The sequence below is a fragment of the Fructilactobacillus ixorae genome, assembly GCF_024029915.1.
Classification (GTDB): Bacteria; Bacillota; Bacilli; order Lactobacillales; family Lactobacillaceae; genus Fructilactobacillus; species Fructilactobacillus ixorae.
The window spans coordinates 50,633-66,110 of record NZ_CP097478.1 but is presented as its reverse complement, the minus strand read 5'-3'; the positions used below and the strand labels follow the sequence as shown (position 1 = coordinate 66,110).

Sequence of the window (15,478 nt, the reverse complement as noted above, 5' to 3'; positions counted from 1 at the left end):
TCCTTTCCTTACAACACGTTTTCTAAGCCAACGGCAAACCCCGATAGCCGGCCCACTTGTTTAATCGTGATGTTTAACCCGTGCATAAATGATTCCCGGTCAAAGGAATCCTGGCGAATCGTCAAGGCTTCACCGGGACCACCAAACAAGACCTGTTCGTGGGCAACGTACCCCGGTAACCGGACCGCGTGAATGGGAACTTCTTCGTAGTTAGCTCCCCGTGCTCCCGGCAACGTTTCAACGGGATTTGCCACCGTTTCTGGCGCTTGCGTCCGCCCCGCAGCAATCATTTTCGCCGTATTAATGGCCGTTCCCGACGGGGAATCCTGCTTATCGGCGTGGTGCATTTCGATGATTTCCGCATCCGGGAAGTACTGCGCCGCCTGCTTTGCAAATTGCATCAACAAGACTGCCGAGAGCCCAAAGTTCGGCACTAACAACCCGGCCTGGTGCTGTTCATCCGCCAGTTTCGTTAACTGGGCAACCTGTTCGTCGCTGAGCCCACTGGTGCCAATAATGGGGGTCATTTCGTGTTCTAACGCAAACTGAGCGTTGGCAAAGGCGCCCGTGGGCGTCGAAAAGTCGACCCACACCGTGGCGGTAGTCTTAAGCTCAGTTAAATCAGTAAATACCTGCGTGGTGGCTGGTAAGTCATAAGCAGCCGGGTTGGTCGTGGACGCATGGGGACTATAAACAGCGCCTAATGCTAACTCGGGATCGCGTTCAATCATCGCGGTGGCCTTTTGGCCCATCGCTCCTTGAAAACCAGCTACTAAAACGGTCGTTGTCATGGGTTACTCCTTTTCTCCGAGGGCTTCTAAAACATAGCTTTGTTCAACGGCAGTCAGATCCGTGATTGGTAACCGGCAGCCCCCGACGTCTAAGCCATTTCTAGTCAACATAAACTTCACGGCCGATGGTGAGGGGTAGAGGAATAAGCCCTGCATCTTCGGCGTTAATTCTCGTTGTAATTGACCAGCGTGGGCTAAATCTTGATCCAGCAAATCATACATTTGCCGCATAGCGGGCAGGTAGAGGTGGGAAGCGACGGAAACAACCCCGTTGCCACCCACGCTCTTTGCAAACAAACTCTGTGGATCTTCACCAGTGTAGACCAGGAAGTCAGCGGGAGTTTGTGCCACAATTGCTTCAAAATCCTCCATTGAACCACACTGTTTAATGCCAATGATGTTTGGTTCCTGACTGAGTTCGACGACCGTTTCGACGTCCATGTTAACGCCCGTCCGGCCGGGAATGTTGTAGATAATGATTGGGAAATTCGTGGCACGCGCTACGGCCCGGAAGTGGGCCTTCATCCCCACCTGGTTGGGCTTATTATAGTAAGGAACGACCACTAAAGCCGCGTCAATGCCCGGAATGTGGCTCACTTCTTCGGTAAAATCAATGGTGGCCTGGGTGTTATTACTCCCAGTTCCGGCGATGACCGGAACCCGGCCGTTCACAAACTGGGCGAAGTTCGTGTACAAACTCAGCTTTTCATCGTGGGTAAGCGTGGGGATTTCCCCGGTCGTGCCCCCGATTAGAAAACCGTTGCCCCCTGCTTGCAATAGCCGCTCCGTCAACGTTTCTAACGCTGGATAGTTAATCTCTTGCTCCGCAGTGAACGGAGTGATTAATGCGGTAATAATGTCAGTTTGTGTAAAATCAGTCATTTTGCTTACTCCTTTTCTGTCATGCGTTGTTGTAACCAGCCGGTAATCGCCCTAATCCCCGGTTCAATGGCGGCCTCACTCGGTACTAATTCACTCGAATGCAACTGGTGGTTAGGATCTCCCACTCCCAGCCAAAACATGGTTCCGGGAAACTTAGACAGTAAATACCCGAAGTCTTCGCCTGTCATGGCTGGTTCCGTTTCAAGGTACTGAACATCCGGCGCGCTCTGCATGTATTTAATGAAGTCCGCGGTGAGATGGGGATTATTTTCCACCGGCAGGTAGCCCCCCTGGTTTAACTGAAGGTCTACCTGACAGCCATAGCTCGCGGCAATACCATTGGCAACCGCCCGTAAGCGATCGTCAATGTGTTCAATCATTTTCTGGGTTAACCCCCGAATCGTCCCGTGAAGCTCTGCTTCTCCGGCAATCACGTTCCGAATCGTTCCGGCGTTAAACTGCCCGAAGGTAATCACGCCCCCTTCGATGGGATCCACGCTTCGCGACACAATCGTCTGCACCTGTCCAATGAACTGGCTCGCGGCAACCACCATGTCATTTGCAAACTGCGGGTAGGCCGCGTGCCCCTGAGTTCCCGTAAAGTGAACGTCCACTTCCGTGGTCCCCGCAAATAGCGTTCCCATCCGGCAGCCAATCGCCCCGGCGGGAAGTTGCGGATTATCGTGAAGGCCGTAGAACTCATCAGGACGCCACTGACCGGTAAAGATGCCGTCCTCGTAGGCCAGCTTGCCCCCGTTTTGACTCTCTTCAGCGGGTTGAAAGAAGAATAACAGGTTATCGGTGGGCTGATGCGCAACGAAGTGGGCCAGCACTCCCATTGCCACGGTCATGTGCACATCATGACCACAGGCGTGCATCCGTCCCTCATGCTGCGAAGCAAACGGCAAGCCCGTCGCTTCCGTCACCGGTAACGCATCAATGTCCGTTCGGTACCCAATCGTGCGGGTCGGATCTGTGCCGTGCAGTAACACTAAGATTGCCGTCGGTAACTGTTCTGGGACCTGAACCTCAACGAAACCGCAATCAGTGGCTAACGTCGTGATTTGCTTCATTAAGAGGTCGTGCGTTTGAAACTCGTGGAGCGCTAGTTCCGGAATCTGGTGTAATTCGCGGTAGAGGTTGTGTAAGTCGAGTGTCATGGTTTACCCCCGCAAATCGTCTTCCAGTTTGGTTTTTGCGCGGGTCTTTTGGTTCACGTCCTTCACCTTTTTAGCAGGCATGCCGGCTACGACCGTGTACGGAGCCACGTCCTCAGTTACCACGGCCCCCGCGGCCACGACGGCACCTTTCCCGACGTGAACGCCTTCAATCACGACCGCGTTGGCCCCAACCAAGACGTCGTCGTCAATTTGGACTGGTTTAGCACTGGCCGGTTCAATCACTCCAGCCAGCACAGCGCCTGCCCCAATGTGCGAGTGCTTACCAACCATGGCCCGGCCCCCAAGGACGGCCCCCATGTCGATCATGGAGTCGTCCCCAATCTCAGCCCCGATGTTAATGAGGGCGCCCATCATGATGACGGCGTCTTTCCCAATTTTAACTTGGTCCCGAATGATGGCACCGGGTTCGATCCGCGCTTCGAGGTTCTTGGTGTCTAATAACGGCACCGCTGAGTTGCGACCATCGGTTTCAATTTCGTAATCCGTAAGGTGGGCTTGGTTAGCTGCTAAGAATGGTTGCACGTCTTTCCAGTCCCCAAAAACAACCCCGGTTTGGTCGTTCACAAATGGTCTAAGCGCGTCCGGAAAATCAAGGTCAGCTAATTGGCCTTTCAGGTACACCTTCACGTTGGTTTTCTTTTCAGCATTTCCGATGAATTGAATGATTTCTTGTGCGTTCATTTCCGCCATGTTCTGTCTCCTTGCTTGTCAGTAGTAGTTTTGCTTCCTTAATCACTTAGTTTCACGTCGAGGCGGGTTAAATCAGCTAGGGTTTCCCGCTTAACCACGACTTGGGCGCTGCCATTTTCAACGAAAACAACCGCGGGCCGGGGATTCCGGTTATAGTTAGATGCCATTGAGTACCCGTAGGCTCCCGTGGCCAATACCGCAATCACGTCCCCAGCTTGCACGGGCGGGAGCGTGGCATCCTTTACTAAGATGTCCCCTGATTCACAGTACTTCCCGGCGACCGTTACCACTTCAGTTTCGGTCGGTGCCACGTTGTCAGCAGCGACCGCTTCGTAAGCAGCCCCATAGAGCGCGGGACGGATGTTGTCACCCATCCCGCCATCAACTGCCACGTACTTGCGAACCGCTGGAATTGTTTTTTGCGAACCAACCCGGTACAGGCTCACCCCGGCCGGTCCAGCAATCGAACGCCCTGGTTCAATCCAGACCGCAGGTAAGGGTAAGTTGGCCGCGGCCGTTTCCGTCTTCAAAGTGGTGATGATCTGTTCGACAAACGCTTCGGGCCGAATGGGGTGATCGGCATCTGTATACTGGATCCCAAAGCCCCCGCCGACGTTAATCACTTGGGGAAGATAGTCATATTCATCCCGCCAGTGTTGCATCAGGTGCACCAGCTTCTGCGTTTCAATCTTAAAACCGTCGGTCGCAAAGATCTGGGACCCAATGTGAGAGTGAACTCCCTGTAAGTGCATCCGCGGTTCCGCCAAGACCTGTTGCAAGGCCTGGTCAGCCTGCCCGGTCAGCAGGTCAAAGCCAAACTTACTGTCCTGTTGACCGGTCTGAATAAATTCATGGGTATGCGCGGAAACGGCAGGAGAAACCCGTAGCATCACGTTTACTTCCGCGTCCGCTGCTTCGAGAACCTGGGCAAGGAGCCCAATCTCGTAGAAGTTATCGAGGATAATCGTACCCACGTGGTGGTGCATCGCCATTTGTAACTCTTCATAGGACTTGTTGTTCCCGTGAAAACTAACCCGCTCCATCGGAAAGTCCGCTGCTAACGCGGTCGCTAATTCACCAGCAGAAACCACGTCAATGTGGACATGTTCTTGATTAACAATTTGGTACATAGCTACGCACGCAAAAGCCTTACTGGCATAACTAACGGCGTAATCAACGTGTTGTTCCACAAAGACCCGTGCAAACGCCCGAATCTGGCGCCGGATTTTTGCCACGTCATACACTTGGAGCGGCGTTCCATATTCATCAGCGAGCTCCGTGGCGGGAATGCCACCGATCACCAACTGATTATTGCGCACTTCATCGCTACTTAACATCCTGTTTTCCTCCTCAATCTTCCGAACCGGCGGGTCCTGGTTTGTACTAAAAAAGGGCCTTTTGGCACGGAAGCTCCGTCCAAAAGACCCTATTGTCGCCGATTAGAATCAATTTTATCCATAGCTCCCCGAGAACAGTATTCCCGACAGTCCGTAACCTCTTAAGTTACGTCCCAGTTAACTAAGGTCCATCCCCCTTAGCACTTCGGCAACCAATCCTTTCGGCGGATTCAAAGCTGGATGACAACTCCCCCACGTACTCTTCTTGCTTGCGACCTCTATTTGATTTGTGTTTAGCATACCGAAAAAGCCAATCAGCGTCAACCTTTTCCAAACTAACTTACTGAAATTTCTTTATTTCTATATAAAGTTTTCTAAAAATGTCCGTTATTTTTCCAGATTGAGTTGCGAAATCAAAAAAATGATGATAGTTTCACTAATAATAAAACGAGCGAGGTCAAACGAACATGAAAGTAGTTAAATTTGGGGGCAGTTCGTTAGCCGATGCCACCCAGTTCGAAAAAATTATTCATATCATTCAGCAGGATCCGGAGCGGCGGGCCATCGTGGTATCCGCTCCCGGAACCCGGTTTAAGGGCGACATTAAGGTAACTGACCTGCTAATTCAATATGCACAGGCCGTTCGCAATCACGAACCATTGGAAGACGTTCAAACCGAAATCATTGATCGCTACCGAAACATTGCCAGCCACTTTGCTGTTCCGGACGCTGTGATGGAACACATCTCGGCGGTCATCACCGGCTTAGCTCGCCAATCCTTTACGGATCAAGACCACCAGTTGGCTGCTTTTAAAGCCCATGGAGAATTCCTAAACGCCTACCTACTTAGCCAAATTTTAACAAAATTAGGCCTGCCAACTAAGTTCATGGACCCGCGGACCGTGGGCTTTGAGGTCGCCGGACCCGTGAATGATGCCCAGGTCACGCCTGCAACTTACGACCATCTCGCTGCCTACCAAACTAGTACTGATTATTTAGTCTTTCCGGGCTTTTTTGGCATTAACGAAGCGGACGGAACGATTGCCACCTTTTCACGGGGGGGTTCCGATATTACCGGTTCGATCGTTGCCAAGGGCTTACACGCCAAAGTCTACGAAAACTTTACGGACGTTGACGCCATCTACTCGGTGGACCCCCACATCGTTCCCAATCCCAAGAGTATTAGTAAAATGACCTACCGGGAAATGCGGGAACTTTCCTATGCCGGGTTCTCCGTGTTTCACGACGAAGCGTTACTCCCGGTCATTGAGGCCCAAGTTCCAATTAACGTTAAAAATACGAACCATCCGGACCTTCCCGGCACCTTAATTGTCCCCGAACAGGGCTTTCAACCCGCGGGCCTTGTCACTGGAGTAGCCAGTTCCAAGGGCTTTTCGGCTCTATACCTGCACCGATACTTGCTTAACAAGGAAGTTGGGTTTACGCTAAGGCTATTACGAATCCTCTACAAATACGGGATTTCCTACGAACACATGCCGTCTGGAATTGATGATTTGACCATCATTTTTGATAATCGCGAGCTCACGCCGAAAACCGTCCAGGCAATGTGTGAAGACATTCGAACGGAACTCCACCCTGATCAATTAGAGTGGATCGATCACTACGCCATCATCATGATTGTCGGCGAAGGGATGCAACTGAGTCCGAACACCATCGAAAAAATTATTCGCCCGCTCACCGACCATGACATTAACATTCACATGATTAACGAAGGGGCGTCAAAAATTTCGATCATGCTCGGCACTGATGAAGCCGATGCGGAACAATCGGTCAAACTCATTTACCAACACTTCTTTGACAATAACCGCATTTTTACCGACTAACGGGAGGTCATTTCATGGTAACGCTACGCAAAGTTCACGGTTCAGAAAACCGCTTTTTCATTTTAGATCGGACCCAATTTACCACTATCCCAACCATCGAGCAAATTGCCAACCTGGCCGTGCGCCTTAAACAGAGTGCCAACGAGACCTTTAACGACATCGATGGGATTTTAGTCGTAGATGCTTCGGATCATCCGGGGTGCTTAGGCAAAATGACGGTCGTGAATGCCGATGGTAGTCTCGCCTCCATGTGTGGCAACGGGCTGCGAACGGTCGCCCGCTACCTAGCCGAGCAGACGGGAACCACTAAGTTTAAGGTCGAAACTCAGGATGCCGATTTACACGTGGAACAAGCCCCCCAGTTGGCACCCGCGGTCCCTGCCTACGGAGTCGAAATCGCCCCCGTGCGGTTTCACGCTGCTGACTTTCCGTTTGCCGAGCTGGGAGGAGACACGATTTTGAACCGACCCTTACCCCGGTTAGCACCTGACCTAGACTTTACGGCCATTGCGGTGCCCAATCCGCATTTAATTAGTTTTATGGACCATGACACCTTAACCAGTGGATTACAAGCTCAACTGGGGCCCTATTTAAACGGAGAAAATCCGTACTTCCCAGACGGGGTGAACCTCAACTTTGCCCAAATTCTTGGTCCCGATCGCTTGTTTGTGAAAACTTACGAACGGGGGGTCGGCTTCACGAACGCCTGTGGAACCGGAATGACGGCCACGAGCTTGGCCTACGTTTTAAACCATGACCAGGGCGACTTTGACCACGTGGTGACGGTCTACAATCCGGGAGGAATGGTTAAAGTGCACGTCGCCCGGACGGGGACGGAATATGCCCTGCAGTTGATTGCCAACGCGACCACGCTGGGAAACTGGGAAATCGAAGCTACTAACCTTTTCCAGCATGAATTTGCAGCTGGTAACTACCAACCCACCACGGAGGAAACGGCTTACCAAAACTGGGTCGCGACCCTCTCTCAACCCTAATTAACTAGGTTAACCTCACTCATCCGGGTGAGGTTTTTTTGGACGTGAAGCTTTTATCTTTACTTACTAAAAATAAGTGGTTATACTAAGTGTACTAATTATAAAGGAGTCGATCATTATGACCACTGTTAACGTAATTCTCGGAAGTGTCCGCGAACCTTCCATGGGAGCCCGCCTGTTTCAATATCTCCAAAAGCACCAATCGGAATTAGAGCAAACCACGCACGTTAGTTTGCAATTTTTAAAGGTTAGTGACTATCAGTTACCTGCCTATGCCGAACCCCTTCCCCCAATGGGAACTCCCGATTATCCAGAGAATCTGGCTCCAAATGCCAATCGCTGGGTAACCGACGTGATGAATGGCGATGGAATCTTGCTGCTCACCCCTGAATATGACTACTCGGTTCCGGGTGCATTAAAAAATGCCTTTGACTACCTCGGAACCGGCGTTAGCGACACCCCGATTCAAACGATCAGTTACTCCATGGGGTCGTTTGGAGGCATCCTGGCGGCCATGGCCTGGTTGCCGATTTTCCAAGTTTTAAGTTTGGTAAGCGTCCCGCGGAATCTGAACCTCCGCTTCATTCAAAACATCTTTACTGAAACCGGAGATTTGAATCCGGATTTAGCGACGTCCGAACAACAATACTATGCCGACAAGTTGACGGCGACCGTGCAAAACATTGCGCACTATGCCAAACGCTTACAGGCAGATGCATAATAAAAACGACCATGAAAATTCATGGTCTTTTTTTTACTTGCTTTTTATATTATACGATGTATAATATTAATGAAAGTGAAGGAGCTGATCATTATCGCCATTCAAATTAGTTCAGAAGTGCTGGAAGGCATCGTGTTAGCCTTGCTCGCCCAGGAAGATTACTACGGCTACGCCTTAACCCAGGGAGTCAAACAGTTTATTCCGATTTCAAACTCAACCCTCTATCCGATTTTACGTCGCCTAAAAAAGGAAGCTTGGGTCACCACTTACGACCAGCCCTTTGACGGTCGTAACCGGCGGTATTATCAAATTACGGAGACCGGATTAACCCAACTTGAAAAGGTCAAGACCGACTGGAATCATCACAAGCACATCGTTGACCAGGTCTTTAACAATCAAATGCCTAAGGAGGATGCCTAATGCCAACGGATCAAGAACAATACATCACGGAACTTAAGTACTACCTAAAAAACATTCCAACTAAGGAACGCGATGAGGCCGCGACCTACTACCTCGACTATCTCAAAGACGGTCAACTTAGTAACTACAAAGAAATTGTCGCAAACCTGGGGACGCCCCGGCAGCTAGCGCGCCAACTTGCCGCGAATTACTCCATCTCAGAGGACGAAAAGCAACCGACAAAGGGGAGCGTTAATCACAACGTTAAACTCATTATTACCATTTTGGCAGCCCTTGCCTCCCCCCTGCTGCTCGGGATTGCGGGCTTGATCTTACTGATGCTATTTATCTTTGTGGTTACCATGGCAGCCTTCCTGTTTGCCACCCTGTTTGCCACCGGCCTCCTAATTTGGGTCGGGGTTACGACCATTGCCAGCAAGGGAATCATTGCGCTCAGCCTACTAGGACTTGGCTTATTAATTTTGGGGGTCTTGCTGATGATTCCACCCATCGTGTACTTTGTAATTCGCTTTATTATTCAAATTGGGGCGAACTGGACCAAGAAAATCTATCGGTATTCACAAGCTAAATTGACTAACAGAAAGGATGGTTATCATGGCTAAATTCATGAAACGAATGCTAATCACTGGAATCATACTATCTGTGTCTGGATTAGTAATGGGTGTCATTGGTTTTTATGGTGGTGGTCGAACACACGGCTTAGAAAAGGCGTACTCCCACACTTCAACTCACATGTCGCTTAATTTTAGTGATGACGATGATGGTGACGACGATTACTAAAGGAGTTTGATTTAATGAAATTAGCAATTATTGGCATTCCCGTTTGTCTTAGTCTGTTACTAGCGCTGGGTATTATTGTTCTAGCGCTGATCATGGAATTAGGTTAGATAACCTAAGAAAGGATGTTTCATATGTACAAAAAAATCATTGGATTGACAATGTTAGGGTTATCCCTAGCAGTTTTACCAGCTGCATTCACACCACAAGCAACGGCCGCTAGCCAAACCCAGACCGTCAAAAATACCGCTCAACTTGATACTTTAAAAGTAAACGTTCCCGCCCAGGTGACAGTAAAAGCGGGTAACGAATTTACAGTGCAATCTAACTTCCGGGACCAGCAAAAACCCCACGTTACCAAAAAAGGTGATCAAATTGAGATCAACATCAAGGACCAAAAGCTCTGGGATCAAATGAACCACAGTCACAGTGACAAGCTTAAGCATAAGGTTGTAATCACCCTGCCCCAGGTCACTAATCCCAAGTCGGTCAAAATTAACGCTGGAACCCTGGACTTTAAAACGCCCACTCCCATTCAGAACTTTCAAGCTAATAGTAACGCATGGGACATGACAATAAGCAAGGCTAACTTCAAGCAAGCCAAACTAGCAAGCGAAAGTGGAGATGTAAATAGTAATGACAGCCAGCTCGGGACGACCATGATTAAGTCGGAAAGTGGCAACGTGTACTTACGCAACACCAAGCTGCAAGCTACCCAGATTGAATCAGAAGCTGGGAACGTCTTGCTTGAAAAAGTTGACTCAAAGCAGCCACTTAAAATCAACAGTAATTCGGGTGACATTAACATGAAGCAGGTCAACTTAACTAAAATCACCCTTAGCTCCGATGATGGTGACATTGAAACTCATAATTTAATTGCAAAAGACCTCGACTTTAACAGTGGGGCTGGAAATGTAGCAATTGATAACCAAAAAGCCATCACCTACGACCGAGTTAAGCTTAATACCGATAGTGGTGCTGTTCAGATTAAAAATGCCAAGATTAACCACAGTAAAATTAATGCTGATACTGGCGATGTCAGCTTAAAACACGTCAACATTAAGCATAAGGATAATTAAAGGTCCATTGTCAAAGAGACCTGGAAAAATAATCGTTCATATAAAAAATAGCTGGAAGTTAAGCTTAACTTCCAGCTATTTTTTATTTAGAAACTAATTTTTCTAGCCACGGTTTTTAACTAGGCTTTGTTTCCCGAACCAAAGACCCGAATCCGGTCTAAGCACATCTCAACCAACTGGTCGGTTCCAGCCGTGAGCAGGATCCGAGGATCATAGTGCTTACCCTTTAAGTCCGCATCACTCAGGATGTAATCCCGCAAACCCTGGTGAAAGGCTAGTTGTCCTTCGGTATTCACGTTCACCTTAGCAATTCCCAGCTGAATGGCCTTGCGTACCTGGTCATCCGGAATTCCAGAACCACCGTGTAGTACTAATGGAATCCGTTTGCCTAACGCGTCATAGATCGCATCATCAATCTTTTGCAAGTGCGCAAAGTTGAGCCCTTTCCAGTCCTTCGGGTACTGACCGTGAATGTTCCCAATGCCGACTGCTAACATATCAACGCCCGCTTTCGCCATGGCCACCGCGGAATCAACCGGCGCAATTTCACCATCAGCGATCACCCCGTCTTCTTCGCCACCGATTGTCCCAACTTCGGTTTCTAAACTAACGTCCTGATCCTTGGTGAGGTCTCTCAGTGTGGCGGTCTTCTCCAAGTTTTCATCAAGGGGTAGACTCGATCCATCGAACATAATTGACGTGTAACTAATCCCTAGCGTTTTAAGTGAGTCAAAGTAAGTTCCATGATCCAAGTGAATGGAAATCGGAACGGTAATGTGTAAGGCATCGTGCATGTCAACGATTAAATCGTAGGCGAGCCGGAAGCTCCCCATGTACTTAGCAGCTCCGCTGGTCACCTGTAAGATCAGGGGTGATTGGGCTTTTTCTCCGGCTTGTAAAATCGCCTTGGCCCATTCCAAGTTGTTCACGTTAAAGGCTGGAACGGCGTAGTGCCCAGCCCGGGCGGCTTGTAACATTTCCGTACTGTTTGTAATCATTAGTTGTTCTCCTTTATTATTCCCACGTTGCTGCCTGAAAATCCTTTAAATCACCGTGAACGAGATACGGGTTGGGACGCGCGTTCGCCGTTGTGATCGCAGCTGGTAACGCCTGTCCCTGTGCCTGGTTTTCGGCAATGTCTAAGAGGAAGTTCGTTAGTTCGTGCTGCCACTGCAAGCGCTCGTCAGCACCGTATTGCAACCAGGCGCTTGGAACCGCTGGGTCCACCCAAGCACTCGCCCCGTGGTATGGACGATCATCAACCAGTAATCCCCCGGTGCGATGGACCAAACCCTTGTCGTGCGCAATAATTACCCGTTTGTAAAAAGGATTCTCTGCCCCGACCCCAAAGTACTGTTGCAGCCAGGCGAGCTTATCCTGCCACGCACTCGGATTGTCCCACGGAGCCGTTGAGAGCACGTACATCTCATAGTGCTCTGCGAGTTTCGGTACACTCGTTAGGATGCCTGGCAACGGTGCCAAATCCCGAAAAACTCCCGTGATTTGATCGGGCTTGGGCTTGGTAAAGGGGAGCTTGGCTAATTCGTTCAAGACGGGAAGGGTATTGACCATCACATTGTCCATGTCTAAAAATAATTTGGGTTTCGCACCTGTCATCCTTGAACCTCACTTTTAAAAATTATCGGAGCATTAAACCCGCTCCCACTACTACTGATGATAAGGGAAGCCAGCACAAATGCAACTGAAATGACTCTCGGTCACCTTAACTACTCTCATTTTACCACCACTTCCACTGCTGGAGAAACACACAAAAAAAGAACGGCACTATAAAGATGCCGTTCTTAAGTTGGGTTAGTCTTTAATTTCGTCTACATCAAGTCCGAGTGCTGCTGCAACCCGCGTTCCGTATTCTGGATCCGCCTTGTAGAATTGCTTCGTTTCCAACACTTGAATTTCATGGTTATCAAAGGAGCCTAAGCCACCTTTAATCGTCTTAATCAGCCGATCCTGTTCTTCCGGACTCATCAACCGGTACAAAGCCCCAGCTTGGGAATAATAATCCTGGTCGTAGGGCCGGTAAGCTCCGGTTGCCCCTTGTAATTGTTCCGGCGTAATCGAAGCGTGCGGATCTTCAACCGGTCCATTTTTACTGTTAGGTTCGTAGTTAACTTCACTACCTTGATTATCAGCCATGAAGCCGTCTCGTTCGTAATTGTGGACTTCATTAACGGGCCGGTTAATCTTCAGTTGTTCATAGTTAGCGCCTAACCGGTACCGTTCAGCATCCTTGTACGCAAAGAGCCGTCCCTGTAACAACTTATCTGGAGAAGCTTCAATCCCCGGAACCAAGTTGGCCGGTGAAAAGGCAATTTCTTCCACGTTATCGAAGTAGTTCGTTGGATTTTCATTCAACGTGAACTCACCCACTTCTTGCAATGGGTAATCGTGGTGGGAAACAACCTTGGTCACATCGAAAATGTCGGCTGGGTAGTCAATCCCTTCTTGGTACGGCAAAATTTGAACGTAAACCTTCCAGGACGGGTAATCTTTTTGTTCAATCGCATCGTAGAGGTCGTGCATCAAGTAATCCGTGTCCTTAGAAGCAGCCTTGGCGGCCGTTTCGTCGGTCATGTTTTCAACTCCTTGTTGGCTAATGAAGTGGTATTTAACCCAGTAAACATCGTCAGCCTTGTTGACCCACTTGTACGTATGACTTCCATACCCGTTCATCGTCCGGTAACTAGCTGGATTACCCCGGTCTCCCATCAAGTAGGTCACTTGGTGGACTGATTCTGGTGAGTGGGACCAGAAGTCCCACTGCATTTCATCACTCCGCAAGTGCGTCTTGGGATCCCGCTTTTGCGAGTGAATGAAGTCGGGGAACTTTAATGGATCGTTGACAAAGAAGATGGGAGTGTTGTTCCCCACAATGTCATAGTTTCCGTCTTGAGTGTAGAACTTGATAGCAAAACCACGGACATCTCGAATTGTATCTGGGTAACCAGATTCACCAGCCACCTGCGAGAACCGAATGGCGAGTGGGGTTTCTTTGCCAACCCCGTTAAACAAGTCGGCCTTAGTGTATTTGCTCATGTCATGCGTTAACTTAAAGACTCCCTTAGCTCCGGCACCCTTTGCGTGCACCACCCGTTCTGGGATTCGTTCCCGGTTAAAGTGCGCGAGCTTTTCTAACAGTTGGTAGTCCTGCATTAAAACGGGGCCACGAACTCCAGCCGTTTGGGAATGCTCATTGTTCGCCCACGGTTGACCTGCTTCGGTCGTTAATTTATCTGCCATGTTAGGTTCCTCCTATTACGTAAAGTTATATGTAAATGATTCCAACCCTAGTACATAACAAAATCATGTTACTGTCAACGTAAAAGCCTTATAATTAAGTGATTCCAACCCACGAAAATTAGATGATTAGAAAGTGTGTCCCAATGATTACCATTAACGTGATTTTAGGCAGTTCCCGCGCTAACGCCGCGGGCCACCACCTCTTTGCTTACCTGCAAACCCACCAACCGACTTTTACCAATCCTGCTGACGTCCAGCTTAACTTCATGGACATTGCGAATTACGACTTACCCTTTTTCAATGAACCAGCGGCGCCCATGGATAATCCCAACCGGACCTTAACGCCTCCCGAACAGCAGTGGCTTAACGATTTACAAGCGGGCGATGGCTACGTGATCTTGACGCCGGAGTATAACCACTCCATCCCGGCCGTGCTTAAAAACGGACTGGATTACGTCGCCTTTGAAATGCAAGGAAAGCCGGTCCGCGTGCTTACGTATGCTCCCAGTGCTCAAGGTGGTCAGTTTGCCTTTTTAGCCCTATTACCAACCCTGAACCAACTCGGTTGTTGGGTGCTACCAAAGCCCACCATCATCGGGCGGGTAACGCAAAACTTTACGGCGGACGGAGAAATGCCAGTTGATGCCCCAGCAGCGGGACGCTATCCCGACCGGTTGGAACGCATGCTACAAGAGCTTGCTTTTTATGCGCAGGTCTTGCGGGAAAATCGCTTTGCATAACGCACATTCGTTGCTAATTTAAAACCAGGCCCGGACCCATTCAAAATGGATACCGAGCCTGGTTCGATTTGAAATGAAACTACGTTCCTATCCTGGGAATTGTCTTCTAGAAGCTGGCTTATTTCAAAAAATGCTGAATCGTCCCACTCCCAATTAACACGGAAAGGCCCAGGTAAATATAAATGACTCCCGCTAGATACCGACCATAGCGATTCAAGATTCGTTCCAACTGTTTGTTCTTACTAATCAGCAGGGCAATCAGGAAAAAGACGATTGCCATCCCAATCATCACGATGTAAATCACCACTAGCTGTTGCAAGGAGCGGTGCACGAAGAGCGGGATGTACACGGCAATGTTATCGGCGCCACAGGCCGTCACGGTAATAATCGCAGTGTGCAGGGCCGTTCTCCACCGCGAACCGTGGTCGGTTTCGTTCATTTGGTTCCCAGAATCTGGGAAAAAGAGCGCTTGGATGCCAAAGTACAGGGGAAATAAGCCCAAGAAGCCAATCATCCAGGTTTGGGTGACCGCCCCGACAATCGCTGCCAAGGCCATTGGCAGTAGAATCAAAACATTGGTTCCAAGCACATCCCCAGCTAGCACGGGGCCATCCTGATGGTTGGCGTGAATCAGTAACACCAAGACCAAAATGTAATCCATGTTGGTCGACACGTAGTAGGCGATGGCAGTTAAAATGGTAGCAAGCATAATTGACCTTCTTTAAAAAGATTTTAGCTCCTATTATACCGATTTTTAACCCAA

Annotated in this window: 17 protein-coding genes and 1 riboswitch; of the genes, 8 read left to right on the top strand and 9 right to left on the bottom strand. The window is 49.3% G+C overall.

Annotated elements, in window-relative coordinates; genetic code table 11:
* Positions 1–8 precede the first annotated feature (8 nt).
* From dapB to lysA, 5 genes are read right to left on the bottom strand one after another with little or no spacing between them, the layout of a single operon-like run.
* Positions 9–791, bottom strand: a complete 783-nt coding sequence (gene dapB, locus M8332_RS00295) for a 4-hydroxy-tetrahydrodipicolinate reductase (protein ID WP_252780161.1) — start codon at positions 789–791, stop codon at positions 9–11.
* Between the two features lie 3 nt (positions 792–794).
* Entirely contained in the window at positions 795–1,673 is an 879-nt protein-coding gene (gene dapA / locus M8332_RS00290) for a 4-hydroxy-tetrahydrodipicolinate synthase (protein ID WP_252780160.1), read from the bottom strand.
* 5 nt (positions 1,674–1,678) lie between these two features.
* Positions 1,679–2,833, bottom strand: a complete 1,155-nt coding sequence (locus M8332_RS00285) for an N-acetyldiaminopimelate deacetylase (RefSeq protein ID WP_252780159.1) — start codon at positions 2,831–2,833, stop codon at positions 1,679–1,681.
* A 3-nt stretch (positions 2,834–2,836) separates the two neighbouring features.
* Positions 2,837–3,544, bottom strand: coding sequence for a 2,3,4,5-tetrahydropyridine-2,6-dicarboxylate N-acetyltransferase (gene dapD, locus M8332_RS00280; protein WP_252780158.1), 708 nt, complete (start codon positions 3,542–3,544; stop codon positions 2,837–2,839).
* A 38-nt stretch (positions 3,545–3,582) separates the two neighbouring features.
* Positions 3,583–4,881 (bottom strand): diaminopimelate decarboxylase, encoded by a 1,299-nt coding sequence (gene lysA / locus M8332_RS00275; RefSeq protein WP_252780157.1) that lies wholly within the window; start codon positions 4,879–4,881, stop codon positions 3,583–3,585.
* 113 nt (positions 4,882–4,994) lie between these two features.
* Positions 4,995–5,170, bottom strand: a riboswitch (Lysine riboswitch).
* A 178-nt stretch (positions 5,171–5,348) separates the two neighbouring features.
* Between lysA and M8332_RS00270 the strand changes: the two genes are divergently transcribed.
* The 7 genes from M8332_RS00270 to M8332_RS00240 all read left to right on the top strand — a co-directional run bounded on the left by M8332_RS00270 (position 5,349) and on the right by M8332_RS00240 (position 10,717).
* Entirely contained in the window at positions 5,349–6,725 is a 1,377-nt protein-coding gene (locus M8332_RS00270; RefSeq protein ID WP_252780156.1) for an aspartate kinase, read from the top strand.
* Between the two features lie 14 nt (positions 6,726–6,739).
* Positions 6,740–7,720, top strand: coding sequence for a diaminopimelate epimerase (gene dapF, locus M8332_RS00265; RefSeq protein WP_252780155.1), 981 nt, complete (start codon positions 6,740–6,742; stop codon positions 7,718–7,720).
* A gap of 118 nt (positions 7,721–7,838) precedes the next feature.
* On the top strand, positions 7,839–8,441 hold the full coding sequence (locus M8332_RS00260) for an NADPH-dependent FMN reductase (RefSeq protein ID WP_252780154.1): 603 nt from the start codon (positions 7,839–7,841) through the stop codon (positions 8,439–8,441).
* Positions 8,442–8,534: 93 nt separating this feature from the next.
* Positions 8,535–8,861, top strand: coding sequence for a PadR family transcriptional regulator (locus tag M8332_RS00255; protein WP_252780761.1), 327 nt, complete (start codon positions 8,535–8,537; stop codon positions 8,859–8,861).
* The gene (locus M8332_RS00250; protein WP_252780152.1) at positions 8,861–9,463 is read left to right on the top strand and encodes a DUF1700 domain-containing protein; all 603 of its coding nucleotides are present in this window, start codon (positions 8,861–8,863) and stop codon (positions 9,461–9,463) included. Before M8332_RS00255 ends, M8332_RS00250 begins: the two co-directional genes overlap by 1 nt.
* Positions 9,456–9,641: a hypothetical protein gene (locus M8332_RS00245; protein ID WP_252780150.1), complete on the top strand. Its 186-nt coding sequence runs from the start codon at positions 9,456–9,458 to the stop codon at positions 9,639–9,641. The genes M8332_RS00250 and M8332_RS00245 overlap by 8 nt, the downstream gene beginning before the upstream one ends.
* A 131-nt stretch (positions 9,642–9,772) precedes the next feature.
* Complete coding sequence (locus M8332_RS00240) at positions 9,773–10,717, top strand: DUF4097 family beta strand repeat-containing protein (RefSeq protein WP_252780149.1); 945 nt, start codon at positions 9,773–9,775, stop codon at positions 10,715–10,717.
* A 119-nt stretch (positions 10,718–10,836) separates the two neighbouring features.
* On the opposite strand, the gene M8332_RS00235 is transcribed toward M8332_RS00240, so the two are convergent.
* The 3 genes from M8332_RS00235 to M8332_RS00225 form a co-directional block, all read right to left on the bottom strand.
* A complete protein-coding gene (locus M8332_RS00235; RefSeq protein ID WP_252780147.1) occupies positions 10,837–11,715 on the bottom strand; it encodes a ketose-bisphosphate aldolase in 879 nt (292 codons plus the stop codon).
* A gap of 16 nt (positions 11,716–11,731) precedes the next feature.
* Complete coding sequence (locus tag M8332_RS00230; RefSeq protein ID WP_252780146.1) at positions 11,732–12,334, bottom strand: 5' nucleotidase, NT5C type; 603 nt, start codon at positions 12,332–12,334, stop codon at positions 11,732–11,734.
* Positions 12,335–12,529: 195 nt separating this feature from the next.
* A complete protein-coding gene (locus tag M8332_RS00225) occupies positions 12,530–13,975 on the bottom strand; it encodes a catalase (protein ID WP_252780144.1) in 1,446 nt (481 codons plus the stop codon).
* A 122-nt stretch (positions 13,976–14,097) separates the two neighbouring features.
* Here M8332_RS00225 and M8332_RS00220 point away from each other — a divergent pair, with 122 nt between their 5' ends.
* A complete protein-coding gene (locus M8332_RS00220; protein ID WP_252780142.1) occupies positions 14,098–14,715 on the top strand; it encodes an NADPH-dependent FMN reductase in 618 nt (205 codons plus the stop codon).
* A gap of 118 nt (positions 14,716–14,833) precedes the next feature.
* Here M8332_RS00220 and M8332_RS00215 read toward each other — a convergent pair whose 3' ends face one another.
* Positions 14,834–15,424 (bottom strand): cadmium resistance transporter, encoded by a 591-nt coding sequence (locus M8332_RS00215; protein ID WP_252780141.1) that lies wholly within the window; start codon positions 15,422–15,424, stop codon positions 14,834–14,836.
* Positions 15,425–15,478: the final 54 nt, after the last annotated feature.

Bases quoted from the DNA above. Each gene is read 5' to 3' on its own strand.
- M8332_RS00235 (WP_252780147.1), bottom strand. From the start codon at position 11,715: ATGATTACAAACAGTACGGAAATGTTACAAGCCGCCCGGGCTGGGCAC.
- M8332_RS00250 (WP_252780152.1), top strand. From the start codon at position 8,861: ATGCCAACGGATCAAGAACAATACATCACGGAACTTAAGTACTACCTA.
- dapF (WP_252780155.1), top strand. From the start codon at position 6,740: ATGGTAACGCTACGCAAAGTTCACGGTTCAGAAAACCGCTTTTTCATT.
- dapB (WP_252780161.1), bottom strand. From the start codon at position 791: ATGACAACGACCGTTTTAGTAGCTGGTTTTCAAGGAGCGATGGGCCAA.
- M8332_RS00285 (WP_252780159.1), bottom strand. From the start codon at position 2,833: ATGACACTCGACTTACACAACCTCTACCGCGAATTACACCAGATTCCG.
- M8332_RS00220 (WP_252780142.1), top strand. From the start codon at position 14,098: ATGATTAGAAAGTGTGTCCCAATGATTACCATTAACGTGATTTTAGGC.
- M8332_RS00215 (WP_252780141.1), bottom strand. From the start codon at position 15,424: ATGCTTGCTACCATTTTAACTGCCATCGCCTACTACGTGTCGACCAAC.
- M8332_RS00260 (WP_252780154.1), top strand. From the start codon at position 7,839: ATGACCACTGTTAACGTAATTCTCGGAAGTGTCCGCGAACCTTCCATG.
- lysA (WP_252780157.1), bottom strand. From the start codon at position 4,881: ATGTTAAGTAGCGATGAAGTGCGCAATAATCAGTTGGTGATCGGTGGC.
- M8332_RS00240 (WP_252780149.1), top strand. From the start codon at position 9,773: ATGTACAAAAAAATCATTGGATTGACAATGTTAGGGTTATCCCTAGCA.
- M8332_RS00225 (WP_252780144.1), bottom strand. From the start codon at position 13,975: ATGGCAGATAAATTAACGACCGAAGCAGGTCAACCGTGGGCGAACAAT.
- dapD (WP_252780158.1), bottom strand. From the start codon at position 3,544: ATGGCGGAAATGAACGCACAAGAAATCATTCAATTCATCGGAAATGCT.
- M8332_RS00270 (WP_252780156.1), top strand. From the start codon at position 5,349: ATGAAAGTAGTTAAATTTGGGGGCAGTTCGTTAGCCGATGCCACCCAG.
- dapA (WP_252780160.1), bottom strand. From the start codon at position 1,673: ATGACTGATTTTACACAAACTGACATTATTACCGCATTAATCACTCCG.
- M8332_RS00230 (WP_252780146.1), bottom strand. From the start codon at position 12,334: ATGACAGGTGCGAAACCCAAATTATTTTTAGACATGGACAATGTGATG.
- M8332_RS00245 (WP_252780150.1), top strand. From the start codon at position 9,456: ATGGCTAAATTCATGAAACGAATGCTAATCACTGGAATCATACTATCT.